The sequence below is a fragment of the Corynebacterium sp. KPL2680 genome, from assembly GCF_040225675.1.
In the GTDB taxonomy this organism is placed as follows: domain Bacteria; phylum Actinomycetota; class Actinomycetes; order Mycobacteriales; family Mycobacteriaceae; genus Corynebacterium; species Corynebacterium rhinophilum.
Window position 1 is genome coordinate 1 of the sequence record NZ_JBEHFM010000019.1, and the last position, 17,572, is coordinate 17,572.

General features: G+C 57.4%; 13 protein-coding genes and 1 pseudogene. 8 read left to right on the forward strand and 6 right to left on the reverse strand.

What is annotated here, in order from left to right:
* Positions 1 to 104: 104 nt before the first annotated feature.
* Positions 105 to 539: pseudogene (locus tag ABRP66_RS09265) on the forward strand (DUF4411 family protein); the annotation flags it as partial.
* A gap of 290 nt (positions 540 to 829) precedes the next feature.
* The gene (locus ABRP66_RS09270; RefSeq protein ID WP_284770367.1) at positions 830 to 2,008 is read left to right on the forward strand and encodes an alpha/beta hydrolase family protein; all 1,179 of its coding nucleotides are present in this window, start codon (positions 830 to 832) and stop codon (positions 2,006 to 2,008) included.
* A 19-nt stretch (positions 2,009 to 2,027) separates the two neighbouring features.
* Here the strand turns inward: ABRP66_RS09270 and ABRP66_RS09275 are convergent, their stop codons facing one another.
* Positions 2,028 to 3,035, reverse strand: a complete 1,008-nt coding sequence (locus ABRP66_RS09275; protein WP_284770368.1) for a TDT family transporter — start codon at positions 3,033 to 3,035, stop codon at positions 2,028 to 2,030.
* 70 nt (positions 3,036 to 3,105) lie between these two features.
* Between ABRP66_RS09275 and ABRP66_RS09280 the strand changes: the two genes are divergently transcribed.
* From ABRP66_RS09280 to trhA, 3 genes are all read left to right on the forward strand, one after another.
* The gene (locus ABRP66_RS09280) at positions 3,106 to 4,122 is read left to right on the forward strand and encodes a LysR substrate-binding domain-containing protein (RefSeq protein ID WP_284770369.1); all 1,017 of its coding nucleotides are present in this window, start codon (positions 3,106 to 3,108) and stop codon (positions 4,120 to 4,122) included.
* Positions 4,123 to 4,276: 154 nt separating this feature from the next.
* A complete protein-coding gene (locus tag ABRP66_RS09285; protein ID WP_349838611.1) occupies positions 4,277 to 9,241 on the forward strand; it encodes a DEAD/DEAH box helicase in 4,965 nt (1,654 codons plus the stop codon).
* A 167-nt stretch (positions 9,242 to 9,408) separates the two neighbouring features.
* Positions 9,409 to 10,068, forward strand: a complete 660-nt coding sequence (gene trhA, locus ABRP66_RS09290; protein ID WP_232208563.1) for a PAQR family membrane homeostasis protein TrhA — start codon at positions 9,409 to 9,411, stop codon at positions 10,066 to 10,068.
* A gap of 72 nt (positions 10,069 to 10,140) precedes the next feature.
* On the opposite strand, the gene ABRP66_RS09295 is transcribed toward trhA, so the two are convergent.
* From ABRP66_RS09295 to ABRP66_RS09305, 3 genes are all read right to left on the reverse strand, one after another.
* Positions 10,141 to 10,689 (reverse strand): Panacea domain-containing protein, encoded by a 549-nt coding sequence (locus ABRP66_RS09295; RefSeq protein ID WP_284854144.1) that lies wholly within the window; start codon positions 10,687 to 10,689, stop codon positions 10,141 to 10,143.
* A gap of 38 nt (positions 10,690 to 10,727) precedes the next feature.
* Entirely contained in the window at positions 10,728 to 11,957 is a 1,230-nt protein-coding gene (locus ABRP66_RS09300) for an asparaginase (RefSeq protein ID WP_349837130.1), read from the reverse strand.
* Between the two features lie 89 nt (positions 11,958 to 12,046).
* On the reverse strand, positions 12,047 to 13,057 hold the full coding sequence (locus ABRP66_RS09305; protein WP_349837131.1) for an acyl-CoA thioesterase: 1,011 nt from the start codon (positions 13,055 to 13,057) through the stop codon (positions 12,047 to 12,049).
* Positions 13,058 to 13,090: 33 nt separating this feature from the next.
* On the opposite strand from ABRP66_RS09305, the gene ABRP66_RS09310 reads away from it, so the two are divergent.
* Genes ABRP66_RS09310 through purM form a run of 3 tightly spaced genes read left to right on the forward strand, consistent with a single transcriptional unit; the run spans position 13,091 to position 16,080 of the window.
* Positions 13,091 to 13,495, forward strand: a complete 405-nt coding sequence (locus ABRP66_RS09310) for a sterol carrier family protein (RefSeq protein WP_239268336.1) — start codon at positions 13,091 to 13,093, stop codon at positions 13,493 to 13,495.
* Positions 13,496 to 13,505: 10 nt separating this feature from the next.
* Positions 13,506 to 15,002, forward strand: coding sequence for an amidophosphoribosyltransferase (purF, locus tag ABRP66_RS09315; RefSeq protein WP_284852635.1), 1,497 nt, complete (start codon positions 13,506 to 13,508; stop codon positions 15,000 to 15,002).
* A gap of 25 nt (positions 15,003 to 15,027) precedes the next feature.
* On the forward strand, positions 15,028 to 16,080 hold the full coding sequence (gene purM, locus ABRP66_RS09320) for a phosphoribosylformylglycinamidine cyclo-ligase (protein ID WP_284770378.1): 1,053 nt from the start codon (positions 15,028 to 15,030) through the stop codon (positions 16,078 to 16,080).
* A 66-nt stretch (positions 16,081 to 16,146) separates the two neighbouring features.
* Here purM and ABRP66_RS09325 read toward each other — a convergent pair whose 3' ends face one another.
* Entirely contained in the window at positions 16,147 to 16,344 is a 198-nt protein-coding gene (locus ABRP66_RS09325; protein ID WP_284796556.1) for a DUF3073 domain-containing protein, read from the reverse strand.
* 141 nt (positions 16,345 to 16,485) lie between these two features.
* A complete protein-coding gene (ygfZ, locus tag ABRP66_RS09330) occupies positions 16,486 to 17,550 on the reverse strand; it encodes a CAF17-like 4Fe-4S cluster assembly/insertion protein YgfZ (RefSeq protein WP_284796557.1) in 1,065 nt (354 codons plus the stop codon).
* Between the last annotated feature and the right edge of the window lie 22 nt (positions 17,551 to 17,572).

Consider the following 17,572-nt stretch of genomic DNA (forward strand, 5'->3'; position numbering starts at 1 on the left):
GCACGTGCTGGCCCCTGACACCATCACACTGCATGCTCTATCGAAAGGTAGAAACACCACTCAAACGGACTTGACCTCTTGGTGAGTTAACGACTACTTATCCAGAAGACATATTCCCCAGCCTGTGGAAAGAGCTTGAGATGAAGCTTTTTGTTCCGGGTATTTACTTCCATGATGAGGTCCACGAAGAAATGAAGAACTGGGGGCATCCTCGCTTTGCGTGGTATGAAAACCTTGTCCGTCCCAGTCAGCGGTTATCTCCTGATGAGGCAGAGATCCTAGTTTATGAAGAAATGACACGTTGGGTCAGTACGGAGCGCGAGCCTAAATACAAACCAAACGCAGTAAATATATTTTTGGATGCTGCAGATTCTTGGTTAGTTGCCTCCGCGTATCGGCATAAAGCGAAGATTGTGACCAACGAGAAACCCGCTCCAAATGGAAAAGCACGAGTGAAGATTCCGGATGTAGCACAGCACTTTGACGTCGAGTGTTTGGAGGGTATTGATTTCTTAAGAAAACTTAATATTAGTATTTAGTCTCCTGCATGTGGCATAGAACTTTGTGGAGCTAAAATCGTGTGTATGTAGGTGAATATCTCGTCCGCGAGAGCATCGCTATGGTACTTCGAAAACATCGTCGTGCCCTTACACATTTGGCCGAGTCCCAATTTATGGGACTTGACCCTTTTGAATCGGAGATTATTCATTTCTTTCCCACTTTATTCGTCTGGTTCAAGTTAGCCAGGCTGTGGGCGTGACGCCGATCCTCTTACTAAAAGCAGAATCATCACCACGCATTCCCAGAAGCGAGGACTACCGTTGCCGGTATGAAGATCGTTGCCCGGCTGCTGTCCGCCCCGCTTGCGCTTGTAGCTTTCCTAGCGTTGTGGCTTGCGGTGGCGCCGTTTACGCCGCATATTCCGTATTGGGGCGCGGGTGCGCTTATTGGCCCGCAGTATGTCGGGCCGGTGGTTATCTTTTCCCTTATCCTTCTGGTCCTAGCGGTACTAGGAAGGTTCGCCTCCCGCAGCTTTTACGTGCCAGGCGCGTTCGCGGCGGTTGCGCTCATTGCAGGCATAACGCTTTTTGGGACGCAGATTCATGCTGCGAAGGAGCAGGGGACCGACGTGGATATTCGCGCCGCGTTGAGCTGGGCTGGTGTGGAAAGCACCGACGAGGGCCCTGATCACACCGTGGCCTACGATTCCTTCCATGACGAGGACCTGGACATGGATATCTATGAGCCCAATGATGGCGGCATCCACCCGGTGATGATGTATGTCCACGGCGGCGGCTGGGATCAGATGAACAAGCGCTCCCAGGCATTTAATATGCGTCAGATGGCGCAGCGTGGCTACCTCGTATTATCCATCGATTACACGCTGTCCAGCTTGGATCAGCCCACGTGGAAGGTGGCAGCAGGGCAGGTGGGCTGCGCGATGAATTGGGTCAATGCCCACGCGGCGGATTATGACGGCGACCCGGAGCGCTTCTTTATGTACGGCGAATCTGCGGGCGGCCAGTTGGTGCTGAATGCGACTGCCGATGCCGCCGCGCACCCCAACCACCTACCTTCCGCCGATTGCCCCGGCACACCGGCCGTTCCCCGCGCCGTGTATGCGGATTCACCGGCCCTCGATGTCCGCCACATCTATGACTCCGACGATGCCTATGCCGCGCCAGGCTCCCGCGATACCGTGCAGAAATACCTGGGTGGAACGCCGGAGGAATATCCCGACCGTGCAGATTTTGTTACCTCGGCGACGCACCTTACTTCGGACATGCCACCCATCAAGATTGTCCGTAGCGATAACGATCGCCTCGTCCCGCCGGAAAGCTATGACGATTTTCGCCGCATAGCGCATGAAAAGAATATCGACCTGAGCGAGTACGTGCGCCCACACGCTGACCACGCATCGGCGCTTAGCGCTCACGGAGTCTGGAACCAGCACTTGCTCCAGGCGATGCCCCAGTTCTTCGCCGAGCACGATCCGCAAGGTTCTTAAGTACCCGAAGACCCTGAAGTTATGCGTGGCTCATTTGGCTGACCTTGAAATGCTCGGAAACGGTTTTGATGGCTCCGAAGGCAGCCCAAGTGACGTGAAGGAGGAGCAGAACCAGCAGAGCGGCGCTCACGGTATCCATCCAGCCCAGACCCCACGCGAGCGCCGCGGGCTGTGTGGATAGGGTATGGGTGCCGAGGCAGCACGTGCCCACGGGGAAGGTACTGGCCCACCAGCTGGGGTTATAGGACATTGGGGTATTTCCTAGGGCGGTACCCCAGTGCTTGGCCAAAGCGTAGATGCTCAGCGGCACGCCCAAGCCCAGCATCGCTACACCATAGACCATGGCGCGGAAATGCCATTGGTCACCGGCGAGTAGCTGTGCTGCGGCGGTGGACTGGCCGACCAACCCCATCGGGATCCAAGCGGTGGCAGCGAAGCTAATGGGAACCTTGGGAAAGGTGCGCAGGTAAACGACGGCAAACGTCGGCAGTCCTGTCACCCAAGCCACTACGAAGCAGAACACGCCGATGCCGTGGATGACCGAGCCCCATTCACCAGCATGCGGTACTAATTGCGCCGACGAGGTTGCGGAAACCATGGGGGCAACAAGGGGTAATCCCCAGGTAAAAGCGGGGTTAGAAGGGCGGTCGGAGAAAAGAAACTTGAGATATTTTAAACAGGTAATGACGCTCAGGATTGTTCCTACCGCCCAACACACGGTGTGAATCAACCAGGCGTCAAAGATAAGTGAGTAGGCACTACCCAAAGCGAGGATGCCCATGGAGACCATGCCCCATGCAGGCATGTCGCTGGAGTTGAATCCCGGAGTGCGGTGCTTAATAAATCCCGCTGTGAACGCCAAGAAGACAAGCGTTGCAACGCCGAGCATGATTTCTGCTGGAAGGCGGCCCAGGATTGGGCTCAGGTGAGCATCGATGAGAGACGAGGAGATTCCGAGTCCCATTACTGCTCCGGCCCAGCCAGGTCCTAGCGGAGGGAGCTCTATCTCATTGCGAATCTTTAACATATTCTTCAGGCTAGGCACTGCTTGATGTGTGCGGGAGAGCGTATAATCCGAACGGGGTTACAATAAATGAATGTACCCCTCACGAGAAGATGGTAACGATGGATTCTCTCCCGTTCGACGCAGCTACGTTCCCGATGCTTTCACAGTTGATGCCGTCCTTGCTGTAGCTCGATATGGGGGTATGAACCAGGCTGCGAAACATCTGAATGTCTCCCAACAAACGGTTAGTACGCGCATCGCCAAGTTTGAAAAACGCCTCAATAATCGCATTTTTTGGCGCGGAGCCGCGGGTAGTTCCGTCACAGAAGTGGGCAGCCAAGTCGTCCGTGTACTCGAGGGACTAGAAGGCGCCCTGAACGAATGCGCGCGTGGCCTCGAAACAGCCGTTGGGGTTGGGGTCACCGAAGACATTAACTTGGTGGTTTCTCATACTGTGGCCGAAGTGGACTACCCCCGCTGGGCCGCGGCCTACCAACGCGCTCACCCACATACTTATCTGTACATGCGTCAGCTCAACAGCCGGGAGGCGCAGCGCCACGTGGTTCAAGGACAGGCAGAACTAGCGATTATTGAAGGCCACTGGGTGGCCCACGAACTGCACGAGCGTGTGGTCGGGCACGATGAACTCGTGGTTGTTGTCCCCGCAGAACATCGCTGGGCGAAGCCGCGCAACCACAATCAGCCAGTGACCCCGTCAGCATCAACGTCAGCACCAACATTGGAAACGAAGGTATCTCCAGTGACGAAGGAGGAGCTGCAATCTACGCCCTTGGTGCTGCGTGAACAGGGAAGCGGCACACGAGAGGTGGTGGCGGATGTTCTGGGAGTGCTCGCCCCGCCGGCAGGGGAGTTCGGGTCTCTGGGAGCTCAACGTACTGCGATAGGAGCTCTGGGTGCGCCGGGGGTTATCGCGCGGAGAGCGGTGGCGTCACAGCTCGCTACAGGAGAATACGTAGAGGTTCCGGTGGTGGGAATCAGCTTTGACCGGCCGCTACGGGTGGTGTGGAGTGCGCAGAATCGTCTTTCTGATCCGGCCCAACATTTTTTGCGCTTCCTTGTGGACTATGCGGACGGGCGCAAGGACTAAAACGCGTAAAGACTCAAGATATATCCAACCCGGGGCAATCATTTCCCTATGTAAACGGGGCTGACCACTTGAGTAAGCCATTTCATCGGGCTACAGCTAGCGAAATGCAGCAATAACGAAGGAAACCTGAAGCACCCTCAGGCATAATGTTCCTATGTCAAAGTTCTCTGAGGTCCTGGAACAGCTGCGCGAAAACCAACCAAAGGCGAAGTATGGCATCGCTTTTGAAAAGCTGATGGTCAACTATTTTCAGACTGATCCCACTCTCAAAGCACAGTTTGATGAGGTCAGCCGGTGGACTGACTGGCGCTATAACGGCGGCAAAGCCGATACCGGGATTGATTTGGTAGCTCGCCGCCGCGATGACGGGACGTGGACCGCTATCCAGTGCAAGTTCTATGCGTCCACCGCGCGCATCCAGAAGTCGCACTTGGATTCCTTCTTTGAGGCCTCGGGACATTCCTTTGAAACGGAACATGGCCGCGAGCACTTCGGCAGCCGGATGATCATTTCCACAACGGATCACTGGTCGTCGCACGCCGAGGAAGCATTGGCCAACCAGATTATCCCCACCAGCCGCATTGGTATTTCTGCCATCGCGGAATCGCCCATTAACTGGGACGTCGCCTTCCCAGGCTCCGAGGTGCAGGATAAAAAAATTCAAATCAACCTCTCGCAGCGCAAGACCTTTGAGCCGCGCCCGCACCAGCAAACGGCCATCGACAAGGCCATCGAGGGATTTCAGACGCATGACCGCGGCAAGCTCATCATGGCCTGCGGTACCGGCAAGACGTTTACTGCGCTGCGCCTCGCAGAGCGCGTGGCCGAAGATAGGGGAGGCAAGGCGCGCATCCTGTTCCTGGTTCCTTCTATCTCGCTGCTTTCGCAGACGCTGAAGGAATGGACGGCGCAAGGGCGCCTCGATATGCGCGCCTTCGCGGTGTGCTCGGACTCGAAGGTATCCAAGAAGGCCGAAGACATTGCGGTTTATGACCTGGAAGTTCCCGTCTCTACTGATGGCGCGGATATTGCGCGGCGTTTTGAGTCTGGAAAACGCGCCAAGGGGCTCAGTATTGTCTTTTCCACCTATCAATCCTTGCCGGCAGTGCACGAGGCACAGCAGCACGGCCTAGATGAGTTTGACCTCGTCATTTGTGATGAGGCCCACCGCACCACCGGCATCACCCTGGCCGGCGAGGACTCCAGCAACTTCGTGCGCGTGCATGATGCGGACTACATCAAGGCTGCCAAGCGTTTGTACATGACTGCAACGCCGCGGCTTTTCGATGACGCCGTGAAAGGCAAGGCCGCCGAGCACTCTGCTGAGCTGACCTCTATGGACGATGAGGGTATTTATGGCCCCGAGTTCTACCGGCTGGGCTTTGGCGAGGCCGTGGATAAGGGCCTGCTTACGGATTACAAGGTCTTGGTCATGACCGTCGATGAATCCGTGGCTGCCAACGCCATGGCCCATAGCGAAGACAATCAGATCAACCTCTCGCTCGCCTCCGCGATGATTGGTGCGTGGAATGGCCTGGCCAAGCGCTCCGGTGAGCTGCAAGGAAAGAAGGGTGGATTCGATGAAAACGCCAACCCCATGCAGCGCGCGGTGGCCTTTGCTAAGGATATTAAGACCTCTACCCAGATTGCGGAAAGCTTTCCTTCCCTGATTAGGACTCACCAGGAGCTACTGAAGGATAAGGCGGCGTTGAATGATGTCTCCTTGACCAACGTTGATCTCCAAGTTGCTGCCCAGCACGTCGATGGCGGCATGAACGCCATGGAGCGCGGCACCAAACTGTCCTGGATTGAATCGCCCGCTGCAGAAAACGAAGCCCGGATACTTACCAACGCGCGGTGCCTTTCGGAAGGCGTGGATGTACCGGCGCTGGACTCGGTGATCTTTTTCAACCCGCGCAATTCCATGGTTGATGTGGTCCAATCCGTGGGCCGCGTGATGCGTAAATCTGCGGGCAAGGACTATGGCTACATCATCTTGCCGGTTGCCGTCGCGCAAGATGTCTCGCCCTCGGAGGCGCTCAATGATAACCAGCGCTTCAAGGTGGTCTGGCAGATCCTTAACGCGCTGCGTGCACACGATGATCGCTTTAACGCCAAGATCAATTCCATCGCGCTCAATGGAGCCAACGCACAAGAAGAACTACCCATTGATGTCAACCATGTCCCGGGTGACAAGGAGAAAAGCGATAAAGAAAAGCTGGAGGATGCAGAACGCACCAAGTCCACTGAGGCTTTTGAGGATTCTTCCGCAATGACCCAGCAGATTGCCTTGTTCTCTTTGGAGCAATGGCAAGAGGCCATCTACACCAAGCTGGTGGATAAGGTCGGAACCCGCACCTATTGGGAGGACTGGGCCGATGACGTTGCCACTATTGCAGAAAACCAAATCACCCGCATTACCGCACTGGTAGAAAATGCAGATGAGGACCTGCGCCAAGAATTCGATGAGTTTGTTGAGGGCCTGCGCAATAACTTGAACGATGGCATTTCGGCTGATGATGCCATCTCTATGCTCTCGCAACACCTGATTACTGCACCGGTGTTCAACGCCCTCTTTGAAAACCATGACTTCATTACTCACAACCCGGTAGCCCAAGTCATGGAGAAGATGGTGGCAGCCCTATCCAAGGCCAACCTAGACACTGAGACCGAATCCCTGGAGAAGTTCTACGAATCCGTGCGCGTGCGTGCTTCTGAAGTGACCTCTGCTTCCGGTAAGCAGCAGGTAATTAAGGAGCTGTATGAGCGCTTCTTCCGCAAGGCCTTCAAGAAACAGGCAGAGGCCCTCGGCATTGTCTACACCCCGGTGGAAATCGTGGACTTCATCCTGCGTGCAGCCGATGAGGTCTCCCGCAAGCACTTTGGCAAGGGGCTTAGCGATGAAGGCGTGAGCATCCTCGATCCCTTCGCCGGTACTTCGACATTCATGGTGCGCCTGCTGCAGTCTGGCCTCATCAAGCCGGAAGACTTTGCGCGCAAATATGCCAATGAGCTATTCGCCACCGAAATCATGCTGCTGGCGTACTACGTCTCTGCCGTCAATATCGAGACCACCTACAACGCCCTGCGTGAGGAGGCCGCGCAGCGCGACGATGAGCCGGCACCGGAATACGTACCGTTTACGAATATCGCGCTTGCCGATACCTTCCAGGTCCACGAAGAAGGTGATATTCCAGACCTCAACATCTTCCGCGAAAATAACGCCACCATCGAGCGCCAGAAGAACGCGCCCATCAACGTCGTGATTGGCAACCCGCCGTATTCTGCCGGCCAAAAATCCGCGAACGACCTCAATGCCAATCAGAAGTACCCGAGCCTGGATAAACGCATCGCGGATACCTACGCGGCCAAGTCCACGGCCACGAATAAGAACTCCTTGTATGACTCCTATCTGCGTGCTTTCCGATGGGCCACCGATCGCATCGGTGACCAAGGAATCGTGGCTTTTGTAACGAATAATGGGTGGATTGACGGTAACACCGGTGCTGGTGTCCGCTTATCGATGGCGGAAGATTTCACTGACCTCTACATCTATAATCTTCGAGGTAATTCGCGTACCTCCGGTGACCAAGCAAAACGTGAAGGAGGAAATGTTTTTGACATTCGGGTCGGAGTTTCGATTGCCGTGGGGGTTAAAGATGAGTCCAAGCAATCATTTGACTTACACTATGCCGAATTACCGGACAATTCCTCTAAGGGTGACAAGTTAGACGCAATTACAAGTGCATCTATCGAAAACCTTAGTTGGCAATCGATCGAGCCGAATAAAGAGGGTGATTGGCTAAACCAACGGTCAGAGGAGTTTGAAACTTGGCCAGTTATAGGAGAGAAAAACGGTAATTCTACAACTGTATTTGAAAAATATTCTGCGGGATTGCAGACAAACAGAGATGCTTGGGTGTATTCATTCTCGGAAGATACTCTGAGTGAAACTGTCTCTACTTTAAAAGCGACGTATAACAAAGCTCTTGAATCGATTCAGTCAGGTCAAAGTGCGAAAGAATTTCTAAACAGCGAACCTTGGTTTGTAGATCCGACTCGAAGTAAATGGTCATCCAGTCTTCAATCTCAGCTTGACCGTAGACTCGAGGTAAATAAAACTGGATACCATACGAAGAGTTTGTACCGACCTTTTTGCCAACAAAAAGTATATTTTGATGAGCAGTTGAATCACCGTAGATATCAGCTCCCCTCAATTTTCCCGACACCGAATCACTCCAACATTGGGTTCTTACAGCCGACCGTCGGTGCAAGCAAACCATTTACCGTTTTCGCCGTTGACCAGATACCCGACCTGAACTTTTATGGTTCTGAAGGATCCCAATTTTTCCCACGCTTCACTTGGGCTTCAGTTGACGTCGAGGACGGTGGTCTGTTCGGTGAAGGGAACGTCGTCAAGCAAAACGAGCCCAGTGTCTACGGGCAGATTGGCGAGGTCGTTGACGGGTATGTGCGCGTGGATAACATCACGGATGGGATTAAGCAGATTTACCGAGATGCACTGGGCAGTGATGTATCTGGTGATGACGTCTTTCACTTCGTCTATGGCAAACTACATGACCCCGTTTACCGTACGAAGTATGAGGCGGATTTGAAGAAGATGCTGCCGCATATTGAGACGCCATCCTCGCGTGCGGAGTTCGATAAGTTTGCTGCGGCTGGCAAGGAACTGATGGCACTGCACGTGGATTATGAGTCCGTGGAACCGTGGCCGCTGGATATTCAGATCAAAGGTGATGAGTCCGACCGGGAGACCTGGCGTGTGCACAAGATGAAGTGGGCCAAGCGCAAGGATCTGGAAACGGGCAAGAACGTCAACGACGTGACGAAGCTGATCTACAACCAGCAGGTGACCATTTCTGGTATTCCAGCGGAAGCGGATAAGTACATGCTGGGCTCGCGCTCTGCGGTGGCGTGGTTGATTGACCGGTACCAGGTGAAGAAGGACAAGGCTTCCGGAATTGTGAATGACCCGAATGATTGGGCCGATGAGGTGGGTAACCCACGTTATATCGTCGATTTGATTGGCAAGGTCACGCGCGTGGCGATGGAAACCGTGCGGATCGTAGATGGGATGGATTCTGGCGAAAAGGATTAGATTCTCCTTTTCCTTGAAGCTCTTTACTCCCCTCAGTAGACTTACGGTAACGTAACTTAGCTCTGGTGGGAGAAAGAAGTATCGCTGTGGCTCAGATACATGCTGAAGGAACAAAAGAGGTGGGGGAGCATCCCTTGAAAGAAGGCTTGGTGCAGCGCACCTATTGGATGGCGGATCGCGGCGAGCGGCCGCTGACCCGTGGATGGGGTCATGCGCTGGCGGCGTTGCTATCGGTGATCGCCTCCACCGTTCTCATCACGTATGCGTGGATGACGCTGCACTGGTGGCAGGGTCTAGGCGTTACCGTCTATGGCCTAGGATTGGTAGGGCTTTTTGGCGTCTCGGCGCTGTACCACCGCTATCCGTGGCCTAGCCCCCGAGCGGTGCAATGGTGGCGGCGGGCGGACCACGCCACGATTGCGGTATTCATTGCCGCCACATACACCCCGTTGTGTTTGATTGCGTTATCCCCAGCGCAGGCAGCATGGATGCTCGCCATTGCGTGGGCGGGCGCGATCTTGGGCGTGATTTTGAACCTAGTGTGGATTGAGCACCCGCGGTGGCTCGATGTTGTGGTGTACCTAGCGCTGGGCTGGTTGGTGCTGCCGCTACTACCCACGCTGTGGAGTGATGCCGGCGCAGCAGTGGTCTGGCTATTGCTGGCCGGCGGCGTGGTTTACTCCGTAGGTGCGCTGGTCTATGGCTTTAAGTGGCCTGGGCGCAATGCGCGCTACTACGGCTATCACGAGCACTTCCACACCGCGACCATCGCGGCGGCAGTGGTGCACCTCGTGGCGGTATGGCAAGTGGTCGTTGGCGCTGCCTAGGTCGCAAGTGTCCTGTTCTTGAACTGGACGGCATGAGCCAGGATGATCAATCCTTGCCGCAAACCCGTCTGGTTAACGGTCAGCGAGAATCCGGAAAGTCTCCCACCAGTCTTGTTCGATTTCCTTGGCCTGCGGCGAGGCTAAGTGTTCATCCACGTCTCCGTCGAGGTCAACATTAGGCAAAAGAACTTCTGCTGGTTGTAGCGGAGGTCGCGGGGTGGGCGCGCCGGAGATCATCGCCTGGGAGAACTCTTGGAGGATTTCGTTCCAGGCAAGGCCGTGGCTCAAATCGGGAAGCCGGGTCGATTCAACTCCGCCGTAAAACGCAATGATGCTATCTACTACTTCACGTTCGTATGTGCTGAGATTGTCGGACTGACCACCGGGAACATAGGGCACTGGCCAGGGGTTTTCAGCCCCCGCTACCTGCCAGGTTTGAATGTGCAGCTCACGGGAAACAGGGCCGTGCCGCCACGCTTGAAACTCCGCTTGGAATAATGGTCGGCCCGTCCACGCCAGATGCCAGCCTTGGGAGAAGTAGCACAGCTTGTACAGCTTGAGCTTGTCCACGTTGGGAATGCGCTCAGTTATGTACTGCCCAACGTCAAAAATTTCAGCCATGCTCTCCTCCTTTCAGCGTCGCGCTAAAGTATACGGCCTCATTCTGCAGTGGGAAAGAGCCTCTGTGCATCCGTTCCCGTGGCAACTGCGGCTGCGAGCAGCATGCGGGCCTGGGGTGCGCGGAGGTTGCCGGAGGGGATGACGCCGGCATCGGCAAGCGTGGCACCGCCACCGGCGCCGCCGTAGATACCCTCGACGGGTCCGTGATCCACGCGGGTAGTGAGCACGACGGGAACGGACTTGGCGGCTTCCATGGCGGCAGTAGCCAGATCGGGGCCGATATTTCCTGAACCCATGCCCTCTATGACGATGGCCTGCGCGCCCTTGGCCAAGGATTGCTCAATGAGATCCGCTGGGGCGCCGGGATAGGCGGCGATGATGTCCACGCGGACATCGCCAAGCGGAGCGTACTTCAGCGGCTCGGGGCGTTCTGGGAATTTCTCCTGGCTATTGGTAGCAAAGCCATCGGCCTTTTCCGTATCAGATTTAAACGCGCCGCGGGCGGGGATCACCTTGCCGCCAAAGGCGATGAATGCGCCGTGGCCGGCATAGTCCGAGTTGGTGACGGTCTCTACCGCGGTAGCGAGGTTTTCTGGGCCGTCTGGATCATCGTCATCGAACGGGCGCATTGCGCCGGTGAGTACGACGGGTTTATCGCTGTCGTGGAAAGTATCGAGCGCAATGGCGGTCTCTTCCATGGAATCGGTGCCGTGGGTGACGATGACGCCATCGACGTCATCGCGCTCTAGCTGCTCCTGTACGGAGGTGATGATTTTATCGGTATCGGCCAAGGTCATCGCAGAAGAATCCAGGTTGGCAATGTCTTTGACCTCAAGCTCCAGCTTGTCTTTGTCGAACTCGGAGTACAGCGGGTCCACCAAATCAGAGCCCTTTACGGTGGGCACCACCGCGCCCTTGTCATCGTGGGTGCTGGCGATGGTGCCGCCGGTAGAAAGCACCACCACATGCCCCTCGATTTCGGAGCGCTGCTTGGCGTGGGAGCCGCTCGACTTGACGGAAGTGGTGGAAGAGCTTGTGGCGGAGCTGCTGGCGCTACTGGAGCTGGTAGCGGAACTAGAACTCGATGCCGTGGAAGATGCTTCTGAGGTCTTTTCCGCGGAAGTAGAAGAAGAGGTAGTCGTCGGCGTAGCCGAAGCCTCATCTTTATCCTCCTGGTTGGCCGGGTTCTGGCAGGAGGCCAGCAGCAGCGCGGAGGCAACTAATGCGGCGGAGTACTGCACCCTGCGGCGCAGGCGTGGGTTAGACATATCAACTCATTTCTCTAGCGTGGTCTCAGTAACCAATTTAATACCACGCTGATGCGCGGGCGCCGCGCAAAAGAAATTGTGCTGAAAATTTAATCCACGTGCTGGTAGTGCGGGGCCACGATGAGCGGCTTCGGGGAATATTCGCCGCGCAGCTCGCGCAAGATATTGGCGTGCTCAGCCAGGCGGATATCTTCTTCCGTCTGTGGGGTGAAGGTGCGCGCGGTTAGCGGCTGTCCGTCGCGATCCAGGGCAATATAGGCCACGGTCGCGTGGATGGCGGTCTTGAGATTATCGCGGCCGCCGCGGGGATCGCCGGCGCGAACGTGGATGGACATCTGCATGGAGCGGCGGTCCGTGCGCATCATGCGGGCATCGACCTCAATGAGATCGCCGATGGAAATGGGCTTATAAAAGCGGATGCCACCGGCATAGACTGCCACGGTGCGCTCGCCGGACCACTCCATGGTGCAGGCGGTGCCGGCCTCATCGATCCACTGCATCGCGGTGCCGCCGTGCACCTTGCCGCCCCAGTTGACGTCGGTGGGCTTGGCTAAAAAGCGATTGACCATGCGTGGGGCATCGGAAGGCCCATCGTAGGTCTGCTTGTCCATCTCGAGCTCGATGGCCTTGCGCAGCTCGATGCGAGATTTCGCGGCCTCGGCCACGCGCAGGTGCTCATCGGTATCGGGCACGAAGGTGGGAACCGGGGTGGTCTTATCGCTTTCGGGGTCCTTGGCCACAAAGATGACCAGGCAATCGCAGGCGCGGGTGAAAATGCCCTCGCGGGGATCGGCAGAAAGCACCTCGTTGATGATGTGCATGGAAGACCGGCCGGTCATCGCGATGCGCGAGCGCACCTCCACGATGTGCCCGGAGGGAATGGGCCGGGTGAAGTGGATATGGCCCACATAGGCGGTCACGCAGTACTGCCCGGACCACTGCACGGCGCAGGCGTAGGCGGCCTTATCGATCCACTCCAGCACACGCCCGCCATTGATACCAGGGGCGCCGGCCATGGTGACATCGGTTGGCGATGCCATAAAGCGCAGCGTAAGGGTAGGGGACTTTTGGGTTTCCGTAGCAGCGTCAGTAGGTGACATAAACAATAAGATAACAGTAGCTATGCTGTGGCTATGCCTAAACCCGTAGATCCCGCCGCCACGCGCGCGGCAGTCATCGCCATCAAGGATTGGATTCAGGACCCGGACGGGCAACAAAAGCCAGGCAGGGCCCTGCTTGCCGATGCCGTCCGTCGCACCGCCCGCACCCTCGAGGCCGACGCGCCGGGGCACTCGGTGGAGCTGCGCGTACCCCCATTTGTTGCGGTGCAGTGCATTGAAGGCCCTCGTCATACGCGCGGCACCCCACCCAATGTGGTGGAAATGGATGCGGAGACTTGGCTGCGTTTGGCCACCGGTGTCACGGACTGGGACGAGGTCAAAAACACAGGTCGCATCGATGCTTCCGGGTCGCGTTCAGGGGAGATTGCGCAGTGGCTGCCCATCATTCCGTTAGTTTTCGACGGCCCAACGCGCTAATATAAACGCCGTGGTAGAAGTACATACTCCTAGTATCACTGACCTTGACGATCGTAACGAGGAGGAACCCCGCGAAGAGTGTGGCGTCTTTGGCGTCTGGGCTCCCGGGGAGGAAGTCTCCAAACTTACCTACTTTGGCCTTTTTGCTCTCCAGCACCGCGGCCAAGAAGCCGCCGGCATTGCGGTGGGCGATGATGACCGCATCGTCGTCTTCAAAGACATGGGCCTGGTGGCCAATATTTTCGATGAATCGACCCTTTCTGCCTTAACCGGCAACGTGGCGGTGGGCCACACGCGCTATTCCACGGCCGGCGGCAAGGAATGGTCCAACGTGCAGCCGATGTTTTCCACCTCCTCGACGGGCGTGGACATTGCTTTGGGCCACAACGGCAACCTAGTCAATTACCTCGAGCTGCGCGCAGAGGCCGTCGAGCGCGGCCTGATTAAGCCGCACGAGGAATCGGTTTCTGACTCGATGTGTTTGTCCATGCTGCTTGCCGATGGCGTCGATGACACCACCTCCGTCTTCGACTCCGCCCGCGAGCTCCTGCCACGGGTGAAGGGCGCATTCTGCTTGACCTTTACCGATGGCCACACCATGTACGCCGCGCGCGACCCGCAGGGCGTGCGCCCGCTGGTGCTAGGCCGGCTGGCCAAGGGCTGGGTCGTTGCCTCTGAAACCTGTGCGCTGGATATCTGTGGCGCGCAATTTATTCGCGAAATCGAGCCGGGCGAGCTCGTCGCCATTGATGAGGCCGGCATCCGCTCTGAAAACTTCGCACCCGTCAAGCGCAGCGGCTGCGTTTTCGAGTACGTGTACTTGGCCCGCCCGGATAGCGATATCAAGGGCCGCTCCGTCAACGCCTCCCGCGTGGAGATCGGCCGCCGCCTGGCCCGCGAATACCCGGTTGAGGATGCAGACCTGGTCATCCCCGTACCGGAATCCGGCAACCCGGCCGCGGTGGGCTACGCCCGCGAATCCGGCATCACCTTCGCCCACGGCTTGGTGAAAAACGCGTATGTGGGCCGCACCTTTATTCAGCCCACGCAGACCCTGCGCCAGCTGGGCATCCGGTTAAAGCTCAACCCGTTGCGCGAGGTCATCGACGGCAAGAAGCTCGTCGTGGTGGATGATTCCATCGTGCGCGGCAATACCCAGCACGCGCTTATCCGCATGTTGCGCGAGGCCGGCGCCGCCGAGGTCCATGTACGCATCGCCTCCCCGCCGGTGAAGTGGCCGTGCTTTTATGGCATCGACTTTGCCTCGCCCGGCGAGCTCATTGCCAATGCCAGCCCGTCCGATGATCCGGAGGAGATTTGCTCCACCATCTGCGAGACCATCGGCGCTGACTCTTTGGGCTTTGTCTCCATCGATGAAATGGTCGCCGCCACCGAGCAGCCCCGCTCCGAGCTGTGCACCGCCTGCTTCTCCGGCGAATATCCCCTGGGTCTTCCCGCAGGAAACCCCAATGCCGATGCCGTGCGCACCCTGCTCGGAACCGAATAAAAACTTCTAAGGAACTTCTAAAAACATGAGTGACAACACCTACGCCGCAGCCGGCGTCAATATCGAAGAAGGCGACCGCGCGGTAAGCCTATTTGCCCCACACGCCAAGCGCGCCACCCGCCCGGAGGTCATGGGCGGCCTCGGCGGCTTTGCAGGGCTATTCAAGCTGGGCGATTACAAAGAACCGATTCTCGCGGCTGGCTCCGATGGCGTGGGCACCAAGCTCGCCGTGGCGCAGGCCATGGATAAGCACGACACCATCGGCATCGATCTGGTGGCCATGTGCGTCGACGATCTAGTCGTCTGCGGCGCCGAGCCGCTTTTCCTGCAGGACTACATTGCCGTGGGCAAGGTCGTACCGGAAAAGGTAGCCGAGGTAGTTAAGGGCATTGCAGAGGGCTGCGTGCAGGCAGGCGCTGCTCTGCTCGGCGGCGAGACCGCGGAACACCCAGGCATGATGGGGGAGAACGAATACGACGTCTCCGCCACCGCCGTCGGCGTGGTCGAGGCCGATGGCGTGTTGGGCCCAGAAAACGTGCGCGAGGGCGATGTGCTCATCGCCATGGGCTCATCTGGGCTTCACTCCAACGGCTATTCGCTCGCGCGCCACGTCCTGCTGGAGCAGGCGGGCATGCCGCTAGATGGTTATGTGGAAGAGCTCGGCCGCCCGCTAGGCGAGGAGCTTTTGGAACCCACCCGCATCTATGCCAAGGAATGCCTAGCACTGGCGCAGGAATGCTCCGTATCCACCTTCTGCCACGTCACTGGCGGCGGGTTGGCCGGCAACCTAGAGCGCGTTATTCCAGAGGGCCTGAGCGCTGAGGTCAACCGCTCCACGTGGAATCCGGGCCAGATCTTTAAGCTCATTTCTTCCATGGGCAAGGTTGAGCTGGCAGAGATGGAAAAGACCTTCAACATGGGCGTGGGCATGATTGCCGTGGTCAACCCGGAGGACCGCGACCGCGCGCTGGCCATGCTTACCGCCCGCCACATCGATGCGTGGGAGCTGGGCAGCGTCCGCGAAGCAGACGGCGAAGAACCGCGCGTTATCATGCACGGCGAACATTCCAACTTCTAGGTACAAGAGGAAGGCCTTAGGTTAAAAACCTAAGGCCTTTTGTGGATTTATCCGGCGAGCGGAAGATTAGCGCTCGTCGTCTTTGTCCTCATCCCATTCGTCGACATACTCGGCGTAGGGATCATCCTCTTCGTAGTCGTGGGAGTCACCCTCCTGCTGAGCAGCGAGTTCCCGCTGAAGGGACTCGATATCCATCTCGGGTGAGTTGTACTTGAGCTGGCGTGCAACTTTGGTCTGCTTTGCCTTAGCGCGTCCGCGTCCCATGTGCATGACCCCCTTGGGCTAGTAGGGCGCTCCAGGGATTCTTGGGCGCCCCATCGGCTTGTCAATTGTGTATCTTCCTGTAAGACACAATAGCGCGTGTGACGAAAAAATTCCGCACCGGCCCCCCGATGAGTGGAAAATCTACCGCCCGCGCAGCCGGTTTACCGCCTCGCGCCCGGCCTTAGGGCCCTCATCTTCGGGGATGGAGGAGGCATCAATGGACGCCGCGGTATCGCCGATATTCAATGTGCCTGCATCCAGCGCAGAACGCTTGACCAAGCCTAAGGCGATGGGGCCGAAATCGCAGTCATCCACGATGGTGCCGATGCGACCTACTTTACGTCCATTGAATGTAATGTCATCGCCCACATTTGGCCTCTCCGGCGCGGATCCATCCAAGTGGAGTTGCACCAAGAGGCGGGGAGAGCGGCCTAAGTTTTCCACGCGGGCGACGGTTTCCTGGCCGCGGTAGCAGCCCTTATTCAGGTGCACGTGGGCGGGGTTGGCATCGCTGCGGCTAATCCATTGCGGAACCTCGTGCGGGATGGATTTCTTATCCAAGTCTGCGGCGAGCTCTGGTTCGCGGGCGCGCACGCGCTCGGCAGTAAAGGCCATGAGCCCAGCCAAGCGCGCGCCTTCTGCTTCTAGGTCAGCCATGGATTCCACCAATTTTTCGCGAGGAATACCCAGGTCAATGCGCTTGATTCCCGGCCATTGCACCTCGCGGGAAAAGGCCACGGTGGGTGGGGTAGGAATATCGGTCTCACCCAGCAAAGTCACGATGGCGATGTCTTCTTCCTCGACCGTGACCTCAGACCAAAAGACCATCTTGGTAAAAAAGTCCTGGGCGGATTCGAACTGCGCGGCGGGCAGGTCGAGGTAGAAGTCCTCGCCCTCGCGGGTGATATCCATGTGGTGCAAAATGTGGCCCTGGATATCCAGGTCGAGTGCGCCGGCGGAGAAGCCGGAGGGGGCATCGTCAAGCTTCTGCGAAAGCAGGTTATTAAGAAATCCCGGCGCATCAGCCCCGCTTACACGCAGCACGCGGCGCTGCGAGCGGTCGATGGCGATGGTCCCGGTCTCGGCCGCACGCTGTTCCCCGAGGGGATTGCCATAGTGCCAGGCCACACCTTGGGCATCGAGCACAGTCGCGTCCTGGTGCTCGGCGGCACCGGCGCGTTGAAGAAGTGGCGAAGAATAACTCACATCTACCGATGGTAGGGCATAA

Excerpts from the sequence above, each read along its gene's own strand:
- ABRP66_RS09295 (WP_284854144.1), bottom strand. The coding sequence starts at position 10,689 with ATGGCTGAAATTTTTGACGTTGGGCAGTACATAACTGAGCGCATTCCC.
- ABRP66_RS09325 (WP_284796556.1), bottom strand. The coding sequence starts at position 16,344 with ATGGGACGCGGACGCGCTAAGGCAAAGCAGACCAAAGTTGCACGCCAG.
- purM (WP_284770378.1), top strand. The coding sequence starts at position 15,028 with ATGAGTGACAACACCTACGCCGCAGCCGGCGTCAATATCGAAGAAGGC.
- ABRP66_RS09310 (WP_239268336.1), top strand. The coding sequence starts at position 13,091 with ATGCCTAAACCCGTAGATCCCGCCGCCACGCGCGCGGCAGTCATCGCC.
- ABRP66_RS09275 (WP_284770368.1), bottom strand. The coding sequence starts at position 3,035 with ATGTTAAAGATTCGCAATGAGATAGAGCTCCCTCCGCTAGGACCTGGC.
- ABRP66_RS09285 (WP_349838611.1), top strand. The coding sequence starts at position 4,277 with ATGTCAAAGTTCTCTGAGGTCCTGGAACAGCTGCGCGAAAACCAACCA.
- ABRP66_RS09305 (WP_349837131.1), bottom strand. The coding sequence starts at position 13,057 with ATGTCACCTACTGACGCTGCTACGGAAACCCAAAAGTCCCCTACCCTT.
- ABRP66_RS09270 (WP_284770367.1), top strand. The coding sequence starts at position 830 with ATGAAGATCGTTGCCCGGCTGCTGTCCGCCCCGCTTGCGCTTGTAGCT.
- trhA (WP_232208563.1), top strand. The coding sequence starts at position 9,409 with ATGGCGGATCGCGGCGAGCGGCCGCTGACCCGTGGATGGGGTCATGCG.
- ABRP66_RS09300 (WP_349837130.1), bottom strand. The coding sequence starts at position 11,957 with ATGTCTAACCCACGCCTGCGCCGCAGGGTGCAGTACTCCGCCGCATTA.
- ABRP66_RS09280 (WP_284770369.1), top strand. The coding sequence starts at position 3,106 with ATGTACCCCTCACGAGAAGATGGTAACGATGGATTCTCTCCCGTTCGA.